Here is a 16,999-nt window from a genome sequence, read left to right as displayed (position 1 = left end):
CTCTATTTGTCTGCTACAATAATCAATGATTTGATAGCTTCACGATTGCTCATTGCTTCATAAGCATCTTGAATATGATCTAAGTCAAAACGTTTAGTAAATACCTTACCCGGATTAATATTACCTTTTAATACTTCGTCTAAAAGCAAATTCTTATCATAAGTAGTTACGCTGGCAATACCTCCACGAAGACCAATATTTTTCCAAAATAGTGTATTTGATGATGGTTCCGTTTGTGGGACTCCAACTCTACCTATGACAGCTCCTGGACGAGCTACTTTACCTGCTTCTTCAATACTACTTGTTGCACCGACACATTCAAGCACGCTATCAGCACCTGCACCATTAGTTAATTCCATAACCTTGGCTACAGCTTCTTTTCCTCGTTTGCTGATAATATCAGTAGCTCCAAATTCACGACCCAGCTTTGCGCGATCTTCATGGTGACTCATTAAAATAATTCTTGAAGCCCCGCGCAGACGTGCTCCGATTACCCCGCAAAGACCAACTGCACCATCGCCAATAACTACAGTAGTATCACCAGGTTTTACCTCAGCGCTAGTTGCTGCATGATAACCCGTAGCCATAACATCTGCTAAAGTTAAGAAGTTGTTCAATTGCTCATCAGAATAATTTTCTGGCTTACCTGGAATTTTAATAAGAGCCCAGTTAGCTTGTTCAAATAACAAGTATTCACCTTGATAGCCTCCATTTCTACCAGCTGGTTTATTAAGACAACTTCCATCAAAACCGGCCCGACATGCAGCACAATAACCACAACCATGAGTAAATGGCGCAATTACAAAGTCGCCTGGATGAACGGTTGTTACATCACTACCAACTTCTTCAACAATACCAATTGCTTCATGACCTACTAAAGAGCCACTTTCGCGCTTACTAATTCCACGATACCACCAAAGATCACTTCCACAAACACAAGCTCTTAAAATTCTAATTACGGCTTGACCTGGCTTTTCAATCTTAGGCTTTGGCATTTCTTTAACATCCATTTTACCTGGTTCCACAAAAATTGCTGCTTTCATTCCTTTGCTTCCTTCCATTTATTTTTAACGTCTATGACTAATTCTTTCGGTTTGTCTTGCAGGTTGATAGGTCATAGCAACTAAACTAATTATCAAAACTGCAATTCCAATAATTTGTGCAGTCATTTTTTCTCCTGTAATCAACTTATATTTATAGTATAGTAGCACGTATCAATTTAAAAATATTAACTCAGTATGCTAGTATGCATTCAAAGCATACTATTAATAAGTACTTGCCACTTGCTTAGTAATAAGCCATTTACCATTTTCTTTTGCAAAATACATCTTCATTTGCAATTTCCAAGTAGAAACACTGCTACCCCATATACTTGCTTTTACCTGATTCTTACCAATTAAAGATGCTTTGTTGCCATTAATTTCAATACCTTCTATTTCATCTTCTTTAGAAGAATAGTATTTCATTTGTTCATTTTGAATCTGATCAATCCATTCCATTTTTGATTGAACATATCCAGTCATATGTGTTAACTCCATAGTTGGAGTAAGAATTTCATTCAAAGTAGTAATATCTTTATTTACCATTGCTTCATTTTCTTTACGATATAATTCAATAATTTTTTGTTCGTCAGTCATTTTTCTACCTCTCTATTTTTTATTAATTATAGAATTACTATTTTAGATAACCAATCGTAAATTTATAAGATTAATTATAAGTTGTACTTATGGAAGTTTCTGTTATTATGAATATGAAAAATTAAAACTATGGAAGGATACGTTAATGAATAAGGAAAGAACAACTGCGTTTACAGATGCAATTTTAGCTATTATTATGACTATTTTAGTATTGGAATTACAAGAACCTAAAACTTTAAACTGGACAGGAATTTGGGCTTTAAGAGAAAGCTACTTTTCTTATGCGATTTCATTTTTCTGGTTGGGAACTATGTGGATTGGCATTCATAATGAGTGGCAACATATAGAGAAAATATCTGGTGTAACTTTATGGGCAAATCTTGTAATGCTCTTTTGGGCATCACTTTTCCCATATACTACTAAAATAGTTAGTGCAAATTTTGATAATAAAACTGCTCAAGTAATGTATGGTGTTATTGCAACATTAACCACTATTTCTAATATTTGGATGAGCCATACTCTAACCAAAATAGAAACTAATGAAAAATTAAAATTAAAATCTATTTTTCGACAACGCTGGTTAACAATTGATGTTGGTATCAAAATCATCGGTATTATACTAGCTGCTACAATTTATCCACCAGCTGGAATGATTTCTGTATTTGTAGCTGCCTTAGTAATAGCTGTGCCTGCTCATGTTTTTGAAGCTATCGGTCTTAAACATAAATTAAATAAATAAAAATAAAGCTTAGAATAAAAATCTAAGCTTTATTTTTATTGCTATTAGTTAATATACAGGTCTATTTAAACCTTGAGTATCAGCATCAGCTAATCCAATACTGTCATTTACATAAAGCGTTGGATCTTCAATCATTTTAACAATTACATCAGCAACACTTTTACGTGATCCAGAAACTCCAATATATTCTTCATTTTTATGAGTTACAGTATATTTAACTTCATCATGATCATTAAGCCATGGAATTCTAATTGTTGTGTAATCTAACCCTGAGTTTTCTAAAAGACTATCTGCATTAATTGCAGCTCTCAATCCCCAACTTACTTGCTGTCTATTCCAATCACCAAATTCACCAGGAACTTCATCATAAATACCTAAAATATTTGACGAAATAATACGCTTGATTCCATTTTCTTTTGCAGCCTTAATTACATTTTTAGTAATTTTATTATTACTATCATGATCAACCATCGCTACATAGATGATATCTTGACCTTTAGCAGCCTTAACAACTGCATCCGTATCTTCAACATCCCCATCAATAATTGTTACACGAGGATTATCCTTTAATTTGTTAAGCCTTGACGCATTACGCAAAAATAAAGTCAATTTAATATTTGAATTTTCTTGTAATAAACGTTCTTCTACTAAACGTGCAATTTGTCCATTTGCACCTAAAATTAATACTTTAGTCATAACTTTACCTCTTATATTTTATTTAACTTGGCTAGTTCTTCTAACTTCATCAACATCTCCATACCAATATTGCGCAGTAACACCACCATCAATTAAGAAATCAGCACCAGTAATAAACGAAGCTTGTTCACTCATTAAATATTCTGCTAAACCGGCAATTTCATCAGGAGTAGCAGGACGTTTTGTAACCATTGATTCAAACATCTTTTTATAACCTGCTCCTCTTGGCCCATTTAATTCATCAAGTGCTAATGGCGTCATGACAATCCCCGGAGAAATCGCATTGATTCTTGCGCCTCGCTTTTGCCAATTAACTGATTCACTTGCAACGCGTAATACATTTTCACGTTTAGCATATTGATAAGCATAGAGAGAATCAGTAATTATATCAGCTTGCAAAATATCTAAATTAAGCAATTCTTCAGTTGGAGTCATTGCGAGCTTTTTATTCTTTTCTTCACCAAGTTCTGGCAAACGATGACCTGACTGTGAAGAAATAATAATTCCACTGCCTCCTTCAGCCATTACTTTTCCAAATTCTTCAAGCAATACAGAGGTTCCATATAAATCAACTTTTAATACTTGCTCTGGTGTTGCTTGAGATGGAGATACTCCTGCAGCATTAACTAAGTGCTTAATTTGACCTAATTCTTGAGCTCTTTTAACAACTGCTCTAATTGACTTACGAGAAGATAGGTCTGCCTTAATTACTTCTACATCAAAACCAGCTTCTCGCAATCTTTTTTGAACGGTGTTTAAATTATCTTCATTATAATCTGCAAGTAATAATTTTTTACCATTAGCTACTCTTCTAACAATTGCCTCACCAATTGAACCACTACCAAATAAAACTACAACTTCTTTTTTCATTTATTTAAACTTCCTTAGAATCTTTATTCTGGAGTATTAATTCCAATACTATCACGTGCATATAGATTATTATCATCTACTAATTTTTGAACTAAATCAGCAATTGAAGCAACTGAAACGTCATGTCCGCCAAAAGGTTCACCTTTTCTCGTAACTTCATAATCAACAGGTCCTGAAGTGAACCATCCAGGACGAACGATAGTATAATCAAGATCTGAATTTTCAATTACATCAGCTGCATCACGATAAGTTTGCAGAACTGGATTATTTTTCAAATTACCACTAGCTCCAACACTAGCTGGAATTTCATTATAAATTCCCATTGAAGTAATGAATACTAATCGTTTTACTTTGTTACGATCCATTGCTTCTACAATTGACTTAGCAAAGCGTCCTAAATTACCACTTAATGCTACAAATACTACATCTTGATTCTCTAATGCTTTATCAAGGTCTGCTTGACTTGTAACATCCCCAGCAATTGCTTTTTCTCTACTTGAATCAGCAATATTAATTCGATCAGCCGAACGAGAGAATAAAGTTAAGTAATCATTTGTATTTTCTAAAATTGCTTGTGTAGCAGCTTGACCCAAAGTACCAGTTGCTCCAATAATTAAAACGTTCTTCATATTTTTCACCTCATAAAATATCTTATTTCTTAATTCACTTATTATTCTAATCAAAAAAAGCCTAAGAACAATTTTAAGAACTTAGACTTTTTCATAAGTAAAACTTATTAATAAATTATTCAAATTGCTTTTTCAAAATATCAAAAAAGCTTTCAATATAATAACCAGAATTATCAGCTTTCCAAAAAGCATAATATTTCTGCTCCATTTTTTCGCCACCATTATAAAGTGGTAAAGTTACTAAATCTGGATTATTACTAATCTGTTTCTTAGTTCGATCATTAACAACCAAATATCCTTGGCCTAAAGTTGCCATCAAAATTGCTTGGTCATAAGTATCAGTAATTAAAAAATCTCCTTCAACTCCTAAAATATCCCGATAATAATGTTCTTCATCATCTTGCTCACTAGAATTTACTACCAATATACAAGATAAATCTGCTAAATCTTTCATCTGCACTCTTGTTCGATTAGAATCAATATATTTTTTATTAATTACAACTTCAAAGCTACTTGAAGCTAAAAATTTATTTATATATTTTTCTGATGGCGCACGACGTAAATCATTCAATGCAATATCTAATTTATTATCCTCTAATAAATGATATAACTTTTCATGACTACCGCTTGTAATATTTAATTTAGCATCAGGGTATTCATTAGAAAATTGTTTAACCGCTGCAAAAAATTCCTTAGTCCCAAAATTACGCAAATAACCCGCATGTAAGACATATGGTGCCATTTTTTGATTACCAATTTTCTGTGTTTCTTTAATCAAGATTTCAACATTATCTAGAATATCTTGACTATACTTGTAAAAGTATTTACCTGCTCTAGTTAAAGTAAAACTTCGACCACTTCTTTCTAAAAGTTGCGTTCCAAGTTCTGCTTCTAGTTCCTTGATTTGTTGAGAAATAGCAGGTTGAGAAATATTACATTCTTCAGCTGCTTTAGTAAAATTTTTGTTTTTAACTACTGAAATAAAATATTTAATTTGATTGAACATATTTTCTCCTAGCTAAATAGTTTCATTAACTATTTTAAAGATACAAAAAAGACAGCTATTTTTCAATAACTGTCCTTTTTAATTTATTTAATAATCTAATCTCCAATATCTATTAAGAACTGGATAAAGAATAAGTTCAATTACACCAACCCAAGTTAAGGCAAGTGCAATTGACGCACAAACATCTGATGGATAGTGTGCAAATACATACACACGTGAGCACATTACAATTACTAGCCATATCACTAATAAAACATCAATCCAAATACGATGAGTTCTATTCTTCATAACTTTAGGAAGCATTACCATTATCATCCAAATAACAATAATTCCCATACCTAAAGTATGTCCACTTGGAAAGCTAAATCCATCATCAATTGCTAAATGTTGTACAGGACGTGCTCTTTGAACTAAGTGCTTTACAATAAAGCCTACTGCATCTGCACTCACTAAAGTAACTGCCAAACTAATCGCCAGCGGACGTCTTTTCTTTAGCCATAAAATCACCACTATCAAAAGCATCCAAACCAAATCTAACTTCGGAGCTGCTAACATAGTAATTTTTAACATTAAGCTTTGAAGACCAGAAACACTTCTTACCAATCCTTGAAAGAAACTGTCAAATTGTTCTATCCATGAAGCATGAAGAACAATTGAAACAGCAAAAATCAAAAAAATTGGTAAACCTACATAAATGCTATTCTTAAATCTTTTCATTTACCTTCTCGTTTTCTATTTAATTAACGTTTTTTATTCTATCATCAACAAAAGGCTCTGAAAAGATTAAGAAGCAATTATTTTAAAAAAATGCTAAATTATTCAAATAATTTTTTATATTCACTATATCCTTCTTCGTCTAATTTTTCATAAGGAATAAACTTAAGTGCAGCTGAATTAATGCAGTATCTAAGACCACCGCTATCAAGTGGCCCATCAGTAAAGACATGACCTAAGTGTGAATCGGCAATTGGACTTTTAACTTCAGTTCTCTCCATGCCATAAGATTGATCACGCTTGTAAGCCAATTTTTTGATAGGTTTAGTAAAACTCGGCCATCCACATCCAGCATCATATTTATCCTCACTAGAAAAAAGCGGCTCACCTGAAACAATATCTACATAAATTCCTTTATCATAAAAATCATCATACTTGCCAGTAAATGGGTATTCTGTTTCAGCTTTTTGGGTAACATCATATTGCTGTTTAGTAAGTTCTTTCAAACGTTTTTCTTTATCAAACATATTTAAACTTCCTTTCTGCTTATTAGCTCAACTATAATATAGCAAATTTATCTAAAAAATTATTGTTTCAAGCTTCTTAATAATTTAAAATAGATTTACAAGTAGAAAGGAAAATTTAGTATGCCAAAATTAGCTGATGATTTATCAATGACATTAAATACTCGGTTAAATTCATTAACCCCGTCTAGAATTCGTGCTTTTGACGAAAAAGCTTCAAAGATTCCAGGTATTATCAAGTTAACTATCGGTGAACCTGATTTAGATACTCCGGAACACGTAAAGCAAGCCGCGATTGATGACATTAATGCCAATGACTCTCACTATGCTCCTCAAGCAGGAAAACCTGAACTTTTGGATGCAATCAGCGCCTACCTTAAGCGCAGTCTTAATTTAGATTACGATCCACAAACTGAAATTTGTGTAACAGTTGGGGCAACTGGCGCTCTAAATGATGTATTCATGTCAATTTTAAATCCTGGAGATAAAATTTTAGTCCCTACTCCAGTATGGGCTTTATATTTCCAACTTATTAAATTGACTGGTGCAACTCCTGTTCAAATTGACACTTCAAAAGATGGTTTTGTTCTAACTCCTGAACATCTTGAAGAAGTTTTAAATGGTGAAGGCAAAGGTGCCAAAGCAATTATTTTAACTGATCCATCTAATCCTACTGGACGCGTTTATCCAGCAGATACTCTTAAAAAATTAGCAAAGATTATTGCTAAATATCAATTATTTTCTATTACTGATGAAATCTATGGTGAATTAGTTTATGATGGTAATGTTCACCATTCTCTTTCAGAATATATTCCAGAAAGAAATATTTTGATTTCTGGTTTATCAAAAGCTTATGCAATGACTGGTTGGAGATTAGGCTATATTGCTGCACCAAGCCAAATCATGAAAAGCATTCGCAAAGTAAATGCATTCTTAGTAACTTCAGTTACTGACAATGTTCAAGCTGCTGCAATCGAGGCACTTAATAATGGTCAGAATGATCCACTTGAGTCACGTGAAATCTATGAAAACCGACTTAAATTTATGAAGTCTGGTCTTGAAAAATTAGGTTTTGAAATGTCTACTCCACAAGGTGCATTTTATATTTTTGCTAAAATTCCAGATGAGTTCGGTCAAGATGACGAAGCTTTTGCCAATGAACTTGCTACAAAAGCTAAAGTTGGTGTTACACCTGGTCGTTACTTTGGCAAAGGTGGCGAAGGATATATTCGTTTATCCTATGCTTCTTCAACTGAACAACTTAAAGAAGCCTTGAAGCGTATTGAAAAATATGTCAAAAACATTTAAATCAAAATAAAAAAGCTGAACTAAGAAGTTCAGCTTTTTTCTATTTAAAGTTCTTAACCTTTACATAACGATTTTTGTTAATTTTGTAGAACTTTTTATTTTTGATTTTTTTACTACCATAAGTTGCTATCTTAGCACCCTTCTTAAGCTTCATACGCTTAACCTTTTTACCATTACTCTTGTAAACATATGAAGTGTGCTTTAATGTGCGTGGGGTACCGTCAACATTAGCAAGTTTGATATATTTATCATTTCCAATTCGATAAAACTTTTTATTATTGATAGTAACTACACCGCCAAGAACAGTCACTCTCTTATAAGCTTTGACTGTCTTACCAGTTCTCTTACCTGCTTTATTATAAACGTGGGCTGTATGCATTACAGTCTTTTTATTTTTAATTGACTTTGCCTTTGGAGCTTGGCTGGATGAGCCATTTCCATAAGATAAAGGTAAAAGACTGATATTACCATCAACACTCAATCCACGCCAATTATCAGTAAATTGCCAGATAGCAACTCCGCTCATTGATGGGAAGTAAGAAAAGTTAGGCTTATCAATTCTTCCCATAGTTGCATAACTAGCTACCCATAAAGAATTAGGGTATCTAGAAGTCACCTTATTAGTATTGATATTGTTATTAAGAAGTGAAGCACCTGAATATAGAAGTGGCTTATAACCACTTGCCTTTACGCGATTCATAAAAGCAATAATAGCGTTGGCACTAGCTTCACGACCACCATTTACATTATTACCATCGCCAGTTTCCCAATCACAAGCAATGTAAGAGCCTTTTGGAAGTCCCATAGCTCTTGCACTTGAAATTGCATAGTTTGCTTCCGCAACAGCAGCTCCAGAGTTAGCACCAAATAAGGCAAAGTGGTATGCCATTGGTAACATATTATTTGCTTTTGCACTAGCAATTTGTGCTCTAGCTTTAGGATTACGGTAACTAGTACCTTCACTTACTTTTACAATTGCAAATTGTGAACCAGCATTTGCATGAGCATTTAAACTACCTGATTGATATACAGAAACATCCACTCCATATGAGCGTGATTTAACTGATTTCTTTGCAGCTTGAACTATTTGAATATTATCTGTGATAGTAATTCCTGTAGTTGAAAGAACACTAACACATGCCAAAACACCTAATATCTTTCTCTTTTTTAACAATTAAATCCCTCTTATAAAAATTTGTATCTTTACTTAATTTTTTCTTATCTAATATATCCAAGGAATAACTATAGCAGATTTTTAGGCTAATAAGATTACAAAACGTTAACATATTTATTAATAAAGTTTAAAACTACAAAAAAGACAAAGCCTAAACCAATGTCATCAAATTAAGAAATGATATTGGCTAAACTTTGCCTTTTTATTCAAACTATTTATTCATCCCAAGTTGAATTTTTATCAGCATCTTCTTTTGCTTCTTTTTCAAGACGAGCTTCAGTTTCCTTAACACTATCTTCATATTGTTCTTCAACTTCAATTCCAAGATCAGCCAATTGTTGATCAGCAACTGGAGCTGGAGCATGCATCATTGGTTCTGAAGCAGAAGCATTCTTAGGAAATGCTAAAACATCACGGATATTGTCTTTTTGAGCAAGCATCATAGCAAAACGATCAAGACCAATTGCAAGACCTGCTTCTGGTGGGAATCCCATATCTAAAGCATCCATCAAGTAACCAAATTGTTCATAAGCACGTTTCTTAGTGAAACCAAGAGCCTTAAACATCTTTTCTTGAATTGAACGCTTATGAATACGGATTGAACCACCACCAAGTTCATCCCCATTCATAACAATATCGTAACTACGTGCATGAGCTTTATGTGGATCAGTGTCAAGTAATTCAATACCCTTGTCATCTGGCATTGTAAATGGGTGGTGAGCAGCAATCCAGCGACCCCAACCTTCATCATATTCAAATAATGGCCAGTCAACAACCCAGACAAAGTCATAAACATCCTTAGGAATAATACCTGTTTCCTTAGCGAATTCACGACGAAGGTGATCAAGTGAATCAGTAACTACTTTCCACTTGTCAGCAACCATTACTACAAGTTCTCCACCTTCAAGACCAAATTCTTTAATTAAAGCTTGTTTGTTTTCATCAGTTAAGAACTTAGCTACAGGACCTGAAAATTCTCCATTTTCAAATTTAACCCATGCTAATCCTTTAGCGTGATAACGTTTAATGTAGTCTTGCTTTTGTTCAATATGCTTTCTTGAGTACTTTTCAGCACCACCTTTAACAGCAATTCCTTTAACAAAACCACCATCAGCAATTGCACCTGAAAATACCTTAAAGTCACTATCTTTAAAGATTGGGCTTAAATCATGCAAAAACATTTCGTAACGAGTATCTGGCTTATCACTACCGTACTTGTTCATTGCTTCATCCCAAGTAATACGGCGAATTGGGGTCTTAAGTTCAATACCCATAACATCTTTCATAACTTTTTTAAGAAGACCTTCAGTGTAATCTTGGATACCCTTTTCATCAACAAAAGAAGCTTCCATATCAATTTGAGTAAATTCAGGTTGACGGTCACCTCTAAGGTCTTCATCACGGAAGCAGCGTGCAATTTGGTAATATTTATCAAATCCAGCAGCCATCAAAAGTTGCTTGAACAATTGAGGAGATTGTGGAAGAGCATAGAAGCTTCCTGGATAAATTCTTGAAGGAACTAAGTAATCACGTGCTCCTTCTGGACTAGACTTACCTAAAATTGGAGTTTCAATATTAATAAAGCCATTTTCATCAAAGTATTCATGAATTGCACGTAAAATCTTTGAACGTAAGATAATCGCATTTTGTAAAGTTGGACGACGAAGATCAAGATAGCGATACTTCAAACGAGTTTGTTCACCAATTTCAACATCATCTTTAATTTCAAATGGAGGAACTTGTGACTTATTCAAAACTTCAATTGAACTTGCATCAACTTCAACTTCCCCAGTCTTCATGTCAGGGTTAACGCTTGAACGCTTAACAACCTTACCCTTAACCTCAATTACATCTTCACTACCAAGTGAATCAGCAATTTCCATTAATTCCTTACCAGAATCTTTATTAACCACAACTTGAACGATACCTTCACGATCGCGTAAGTCAATAAACACTAAGTTTCCTAAATTACGTACACGTTGTACCCAACCATATAAAGTTACTTCTTGGTCAAGATATTTTGCAGTAATGTTACCGCTGTAATCAGTTCTTTTATCCATTTCCATCATAATTAATCCTCTAATTTCTTCATAATAGTTTGCATATCATTCAAGTCATCTAAACTCAAATCAATTGTCTTACCATCTTCTAAACGTTTAATATTTAAAACGCCATCCTCAAGTTCTTTAGCTCCCAAAGTAATTACATACTTAGCATGAACTCGATCAGCTTTTCTAAATTGAGCCTTTAACTTCTTTTGGTCAACATCATATTGAGCTTTAAATCCTTGCTTACGCAAACTTCTAGCAATCTCAACTGCCTTCATACCAGTTCCTTCACCAATGTTGGTAATAAAGAAATCAATACCGCTATCTTGGAAAAGGCTTGGATTTTGCTGCTTCAAAACAAGCATCAAACGTTCTTCACCAATACCAAAACCAACAGCTGGTGTTTGAGGTCCATCAAACTCTTCTACTAAGTGATTATAGCGACCACCACCAAGAATAGTGGTTGCAGATTCCCATAAGTTCTTATCTTCTACCATGAATTCAAAGATAATTCCAGTATAGTAATCAAGTCCACGAACTAAATCATCATCTAATACATAATTAATGCCAAGTTGATCAAGCATTTCAGTAATTGTATTAAAATTATTTCTTGATTCTTCATCAAGATAATCAACAATTTTTGGTGCATCTGGCAAAAATTTCTTATCTTCATCGGCCTTTGAATCCAAAATACGAAGTGGATTCTTTTCAAGACGACGTTGAGAATCTTCAGATAATTCATCTTTAATTGGAGTAAAGTAATTTACTAATGCATCATGATAATCTTGACGAACTTGAGCATTTCCTAATGAGTTAATATGCAATTCATAATTTTTAACTCCAAGTTCAGCAAGCAAATCATGTCCCATCATGATAGTTTCAACATCTGCAAATGCACTATTTGAGCCAAAACTTTCAACCCCAATTTGGTGAAATTCACGTTGACGACCAGCTTGTGGACGCTCATATCTAAAAGTATTATCAATATAGTAAACATTGAATGGTTTAACTACATCGGGACCATAAAGCTTATTTTCAACATATGCACGAACGACACCAGCTGTACCTTCAGGACGAAGAGCAATGTGACGACCACCTTTGTCATTGAAATCATACATTTCTTTTTCAACAACATCAGAAGTTTCACCACTAGAACGAGAAAATACTTCATAATTTTCAAAACTTGGTGTACGGATTTCGCGATAATTTGCACGTTTGAAAAAGTCTCTAGCAATTTGTTCTACTTTTTCCCATGAGCCTGAATCACCCGGTAAAATATCAACGGTTCCTTTAGGTTTTTGAACTCTCATTTAATCAATCCTTTTTTTAATTAACAAAATAAAAAGCGTCCTTGAATTAAATCAAGGGCGCTTAAGATTAGCACGGTACCACCTTTTGCTTGCTACGATTAACGCTCGCGACACGAACTATTATCTGTTAAAGGGGTCACAGTTAGCTATTCATCTGCTCTTTCACCAAAATAAGCAGTCTCTGAAAATGAATAATTGCTAATCTTCAATCTTTGTCATCGATAATTCTTTTTCTAGCTTATATTTTTAATAGAATAAAGTCAACCTATGAAAGCGCATTATTTTATAAATCTAAAACAATTGTAAATGGACCATCATTTTCAAGGCTAACTTGCATATCAGCTCCAAAATGACCTGTTTCTACATGAAAACCTTTATCTATTAACTCTTGGTTAAAGTCTTTCCATAATTCTTTTGATTTTGGCGGACGCATTGCATGAACAAAGCTTGGGCGATTGCCCTTTTTAGTATCAGCTAAAAGCGTAAACTGACTTACACTAAGAATTTCACCATTAACATCTTTTAAAGATAAATTAGTTTTACCATCCTCATCTTCAAAAATTCGCATCTTAGCAATTTTGTCAGCAGCTTTTTTAATTACTGGAAGCTCATCACCTTCTGCAATTCCAACTAATAACAAAAATCCACGCTTTATTTTTCCGACAGTTTCATTATCAATATCAACTTGCGCTTTATTTACTCTTTGAATTATAACTCGCATTAATTATCTGACCTCTTTGTTTCATAAACATCAGGAATATCACGTAATTTACTTAAAATATCATCCAATTGTCCTGAATTCTTTACCGCAACAGTTACATACATGTGGGCAATGTTCTCTTCATTGACTTTACCTGAAATATTATTAATGTTACTAGTTAATGAATTAAGCTTATTAATCACTTCGCTTAATAAATTAGAACGATTATAACCAAAAATTTCTAAGTTTGCATTAAATGATTGATTATTTTCTCCAACATTTTCCCATTCAACATCAATTAAGCGTCCTTGTTCTTCAGCTTCTTTAGTAATATTTCGACAATCTTGTCTGTGAATCGTTACCCCGCGACCTTTAGTTACATAACCAATTATCTTGTCTCCCGGCACTGGATTGCAGCATTTGGCTAAGTGCAACATTAAGTCGCTAACACCTTGAATCATTACACCATCACGATGTTTGACTTTCATTGCAGAAGAACTCTTAGATTGCTTCTTATCATCATTGGCAGCTTTTTGACCAGAGTTTAGAATTTTTTCCTCAAGTTTCTTTTGCTTTTCTTTTTCATCTTTTCTGCGCAAATCAATCGTTAATTGATTAAACACACTGATAACTGATTGATCACCAAAGCCAATTGTAGCAAATAATTCATCAGCATTATGATAATTAAAGTGTTCTACTAACTTTTCAATATGGTCTTTATCCATATATTCTTTTGTAGACAAATCATGATTTTTAAGCATTTCTGCTAATTCTTGTTGACCACGGTGAATACTTTCTTCACGATCTTGTTCTTTAAAGTAGCGCTTAACTTTATTACGTGCTCGGCTTGTTTTTACAATATCTACCCAATCACGGCTTGGAGCAGCATTAGTCTGTGTCATGATTTCAATGACATCACCGTTTTTAAGCTTATAATCAAGTGGAACTAATTTATTATTAACTTTAGCTCCAACTGCATGATTACCGACTTGAGTATGAATTGCATAAGCAAAATCTAAAGTTACTGATCCTTTTGGTAGTTCATAAACTTCTCCACGTGGAGTAAACACATAAACTCTATCTGAAAAAATATCACTTTTGACACTTTTCATAAATTCGCCAGCATCTTTAGTTTCATCTTTAAGCTCTAAAATTTCGCGAACCATGTCCAGTTTTTCGCCAGAAGTGGATTCTTTCACTCCTTCAAAGTTTCCACGTTTATATGCCCAGTGAGCAGCCACACCATATTCAGCAACTTCATGCATTTGTTCAGTTCTGATTTGGATTTCAAGAGGCTTGCCGCCTGGACCAATAATTGTCGTATGGAGAGATTGATAGCCGTTAACTTTAGGAACTGCAATATAGTCTTTAAATCGACCTGTCATAGGCTTCCATTCAGTATGAACTGCACCAAGTACTGCATAACAATCTCTTACCGTTTTGACGATTACTCTAACAGCCAATAAATCATATATTTCATCAAAGTCCTTATGCTTATTGACCATTTTTTTATAAATTGAATAAATGTGCTTAGGGCGACCATAGATTTCATATTCAATTCCTAAACTGTCTAAAGTCTTCTTCATTACAGAAATTGCATCAGAAATATAACTTTCTCGCTGACTACGTTTAACATCCATCAAGTTGACAATTCTGTAATAAGCTTCTGGGTTAAGATAATGAAAACTCATATCTTCAAGTTCCCACTTGATAGTTCCAATACCCAATCTATCTGCAAGCGGTGCATAAATATCCATTGTTTCAGAAGAAATACGACGCTGCTTATCAGGACGCAGATGCTGTAAAGTATGCATATTATGCAAACGGTCTGCTAATTTGACCATAATTACTCGTAAGTCTTTAGCCATTGCAATTAGCATTTTTCTATGATTTTCTGCTAAAAACTCTTGATGAGACTTATATTGATACTTATTGAGCTTAGTTACCCCATCAACAATAAAAGCCACATCTTCACCAAATTCATTTTTAATATCATCATTTGTAACTGGTGTATCTTCTACTGTGTCATGTAAAAATCCTGCCGCAATTGTATCAGGATCAAGTCCTAAATTAGCAAGTGTACCTGCAACTTGTGTTGGGTGAATAATATATGGTTGACCAGATGCACGAGTTTGTCCGCTATGAGCATTATTTGCATACTCATATGCTTTTTCTACAAAAGCTAATTGTGATTTATCCATATACTTTTTGCAAGTATCAATCACCTGATCATGTGTCATTTCAATATACTTTGACATAAAACCATCCCTTCCTAACGGTACATTTGCTTACTCATATAGCCAAACATTTCAAAAATTAAGTACACAAGCCCAAATAGGAGATTATATTCAGCAAACTTAAATAAAACAGCTACACAAAAAATCAACGGTAAAATAAGCAACCATAATCGGCTAAGTCGATTTTTCTTAATAACTTTTCCTACATGATAACTGATTATTACATTAATAATCATAAATAATAATCCCACGCGCCAAACAACAGGAATTTCAACTAAGCTAAATAAATACGGCAACGCAGCAATTATTAAACTCCACATAACTACTGGCACTGTTTCGTATTTTGTACTTAATTTTTTCATTAAAACTTTCGACTCCTAATCTAAGTTTAATTTAATTTGTTACTATTGTACCACTATTTGCTAATTTATCTAGTTATCTAAGTCTTTTCTAGTAATTGCAAGTCCTACCCAACGACCTTGTCGCATACTTAAATCAATCTTAAAACCATTTTCATCTAATGCTTTTTCTATCTTAGGTAATTGTAAATAATCAATTCCAGAAAAAATAACTTGACCATTTTCATTCAAATGTTCGTTCATTTGTGGAATTAAATCTAATAAAATTTCTGCCAAAATATTAGCGACAATGATATCAAATTTACCCTTTACATCTTTTAAAAGACTTGTTTTTTGAAGCTCAATATTAGTTAGATTATTAAGAGCTGCGTTTTCTTTAGCTGCACTCATTGATTCATCAGAAATATCAGTTGCTAAAACATGCTTTGCACCTAATTCTGCAGCTGCAATTGCTAAAATTCCACTACCAGTTCCAACATCCACAACATCCACTGGCTTAAGCATTGCTCTTTCAAGCCCCATCATTGCAAGTTGAGTGGTTTTATGATTTCCTGTACCAAAAGCCAAACCTGGATCAAGTCTAATAAGTTTTTGATCTTCAAACTTAGGTTGATAATCTTCCCATTCTGGAACAATTGCTAAATGACGTGAAAAATCAATTACATGATAATATTTTTGCCAAGCTGTATTCCAATCTTGATCTGCCACATAAGAAGTAGTGATTTTACCTTCTCCAATATTCAAGCCATAACCTTTTAATTCTTGCAATTTTTCATTGAATTTTTTAATTAAATTATCCTTATCAGCTTCTTCATCAAAATATGCCATAAATTGTGTATCTTTTGGCAAATCTTCAATATCATTCATTTCAACAACAGTAGAATCATGAAGTTGACCTACTTTTTCAAAGTCACTTCTTTTTCTAGTTTCTGTTCCAAGTGAATTTAAATTATCTTGACTAAAAATACTCAAAGCATCTTCTACTTCATGACTGGTTTCTATTTTTATAACTAATAACTTCATTTTTTACTTCCTTTTTAAAAATCAA

General features: G+C 33.5%; 17 protein-coding genes. 2 read left to right on the top strand and 15 right to left on the bottom strand.

What is annotated here, in order from left to right; genetic code table 11:
- Positions 1-2: 2 nt before the first annotated feature.
- Both ACTHPI_RS06695 and ACTHPI_RS06690 read right to left on the bottom strand, forming a co-directional pair.
- A complete protein-coding gene (locus ACTHPI_RS06695; protein ID WP_445353393.1) occupies positions 3-1,043 on the bottom strand; it encodes a zinc-dependent alcohol dehydrogenase family protein in 1,041 nt (346 codons plus the stop codon).
- Between the two features lie 222 nt (positions 1,044-1,265).
- On the bottom strand, positions 1,266-1,637 hold the full coding sequence (locus tag ACTHPI_RS06690; RefSeq protein ID WP_445353392.1) for a nuclear transport factor 2 family protein: 372 nt from the start codon (positions 1,635-1,637) through the stop codon (positions 1,266-1,268).
- A gap of 145 nt (positions 1,638-1,782) precedes the next feature.
- Between ACTHPI_RS06690 and ACTHPI_RS06685 the strand changes: the two genes are divergently transcribed.
- Entirely contained in the window at positions 1,783-2,376 is a 594-nt protein-coding gene (locus ACTHPI_RS06685; protein ID WP_445353391.1) for a TMEM175 family protein, read from the top strand.
- 48 nt (positions 2,377-2,424) lie between these two features.
- On the opposite strand, the gene ACTHPI_RS06680 is transcribed toward ACTHPI_RS06685, so the two are convergent.
- The 6 genes from ACTHPI_RS06680 to msrB form a co-directional block, all read right to left on the bottom strand.
- Positions 2,425-3,072, bottom strand: coding sequence for an NAD(P)H-binding protein (locus ACTHPI_RS06680; protein ID WP_445353390.1), 648 nt, complete (start codon positions 3,070-3,072; stop codon positions 2,425-2,427).
- 18 nt (positions 3,073-3,090) lie between these two features.
- On the bottom strand, positions 3,091-3,942 hold the full coding sequence (locus ACTHPI_RS06675; RefSeq protein ID WP_445353389.1) for an SDR family oxidoreductase: 852 nt from the start codon (positions 3,940-3,942) through the stop codon (positions 3,091-3,093).
- Positions 3,943-3,965: 23 nt separating this feature from the next.
- Positions 3,966-4,592 (bottom strand): NAD(P)H-binding protein, encoded by a 627-nt coding sequence (locus ACTHPI_RS06670; protein ID WP_445353459.1) that lies wholly within the window; start codon positions 4,590-4,592, stop codon positions 3,966-3,968.
- A 94-nt stretch (positions 4,593-4,686) separates the two neighbouring features.
- Positions 4,687-5,577, bottom strand: coding sequence for a LysR family transcriptional regulator (locus ACTHPI_RS06665; protein WP_445353388.1), 891 nt, complete (start codon positions 5,575-5,577; stop codon positions 4,687-4,689).
- An 87-nt stretch (positions 5,578-5,664) separates the two neighbouring features.
- A complete protein-coding gene (locus ACTHPI_RS06660) occupies positions 5,665-6,294 on the bottom strand; it encodes a phosphatase PAP2 family protein (protein ID WP_445353387.1) in 630 nt (209 codons plus the stop codon).
- A gap of 98 nt (positions 6,295-6,392) precedes the next feature.
- A complete protein-coding gene (msrB, locus tag ACTHPI_RS06655; protein ID WP_445353386.1) occupies positions 6,393-6,818 on the bottom strand; it encodes a peptide-methionine (R)-S-oxide reductase MsrB in 426 nt (141 codons plus the stop codon).
- Positions 6,819-6,938: 120 nt separating this feature from the next.
- Between msrB and ACTHPI_RS06650 the strand changes: the two genes are divergently transcribed.
- Positions 6,939-8,123 carry an aminotransferase class I/II-fold pyridoxal phosphate-dependent enzyme gene (locus ACTHPI_RS06650; RefSeq protein WP_445353385.1) on the top strand — a complete coding sequence of 395 codons (1,185 nt, stop codon included), beginning with the start codon at positions 6,939-6,941 and terminating at the stop codon, positions 8,121-8,123.
- A gap of 40 nt (positions 8,124-8,163) precedes the next feature.
- Here the strand turns inward: ACTHPI_RS06650 and ACTHPI_RS06645 are convergent, their stop codons facing one another.
- The 7 genes from ACTHPI_RS06645 to prmA form a co-directional block, all read right to left on the bottom strand.
- Positions 8,164-9,297 carry an SLAP domain-containing protein gene (locus ACTHPI_RS06645; RefSeq protein WP_445353384.1) on the bottom strand — a complete coding sequence of 378 codons (1,134 nt, stop codon included), beginning with the start codon at positions 9,295-9,297 and terminating at the stop codon, positions 8,164-8,166.
- Positions 9,298-9,512: 215 nt separating this feature from the next.
- Positions 9,513-11,366, bottom strand: coding sequence for an aspartate--tRNA ligase (gene aspS, locus ACTHPI_RS06640; protein ID WP_445353383.1), 1,854 nt, complete (start codon positions 11,364-11,366; stop codon positions 9,513-9,515).
- A gap of 2 nt (positions 11,367-11,368) precedes the next feature.
- On the bottom strand, positions 11,369-12,655 hold the full coding sequence (gene hisS / locus ACTHPI_RS06635; protein WP_445353382.1) for a histidine--tRNA ligase: 1,287 nt from the start codon (positions 12,653-12,655) through the stop codon (positions 11,369-11,371).
- Positions 12,656-12,938: 283 nt separating this feature from the next.
- Positions 12,939-13,376: a D-aminoacyl-tRNA deacylase gene (dtd, locus tag ACTHPI_RS06630; RefSeq protein ID WP_445353381.1), complete on the bottom strand. Its 438-nt coding sequence runs from the start codon at positions 13,374-13,376 to the stop codon at positions 12,939-12,941.
- Positions 13,376-15,613: a RelA/SpoT family protein gene (locus tag ACTHPI_RS06625; RefSeq protein WP_445353380.1), complete on the bottom strand. Its 2,238-nt coding sequence runs from the start codon at positions 15,611-15,613 to the stop codon at positions 13,376-13,378. Before ACTHPI_RS06625 ends, dtd begins: the two co-directional genes overlap by 1 nt.
- 14 nt (positions 15,614-15,627) lie before the next feature.
- Positions 15,628-15,954 carry a hypothetical protein gene (locus ACTHPI_RS06620; protein ID WP_445353379.1) on the bottom strand — a complete coding sequence of 109 codons (327 nt, stop codon included), beginning with the start codon at positions 15,952-15,954 and terminating at the stop codon, positions 15,628-15,630.
- Positions 15,955-16,023: 69 nt separating this feature from the next.
- Complete coding sequence (prmA, locus tag ACTHPI_RS06615; protein WP_445353378.1) at positions 16,024-16,974, bottom strand: 50S ribosomal protein L11 methyltransferase; 951 nt, start codon at positions 16,972-16,974, stop codon at positions 16,024-16,026.
- Positions 16,975-16,999: the final 25 nt, after the last annotated feature.

The sequence above is a fragment of the Lactobacillus sp. PSON genome, assembly GCF_052615405.1.
Note: the sequence above shows the minus strand (reverse complement) of the source record. Positions and strands in the feature narration are given on the sequence as shown.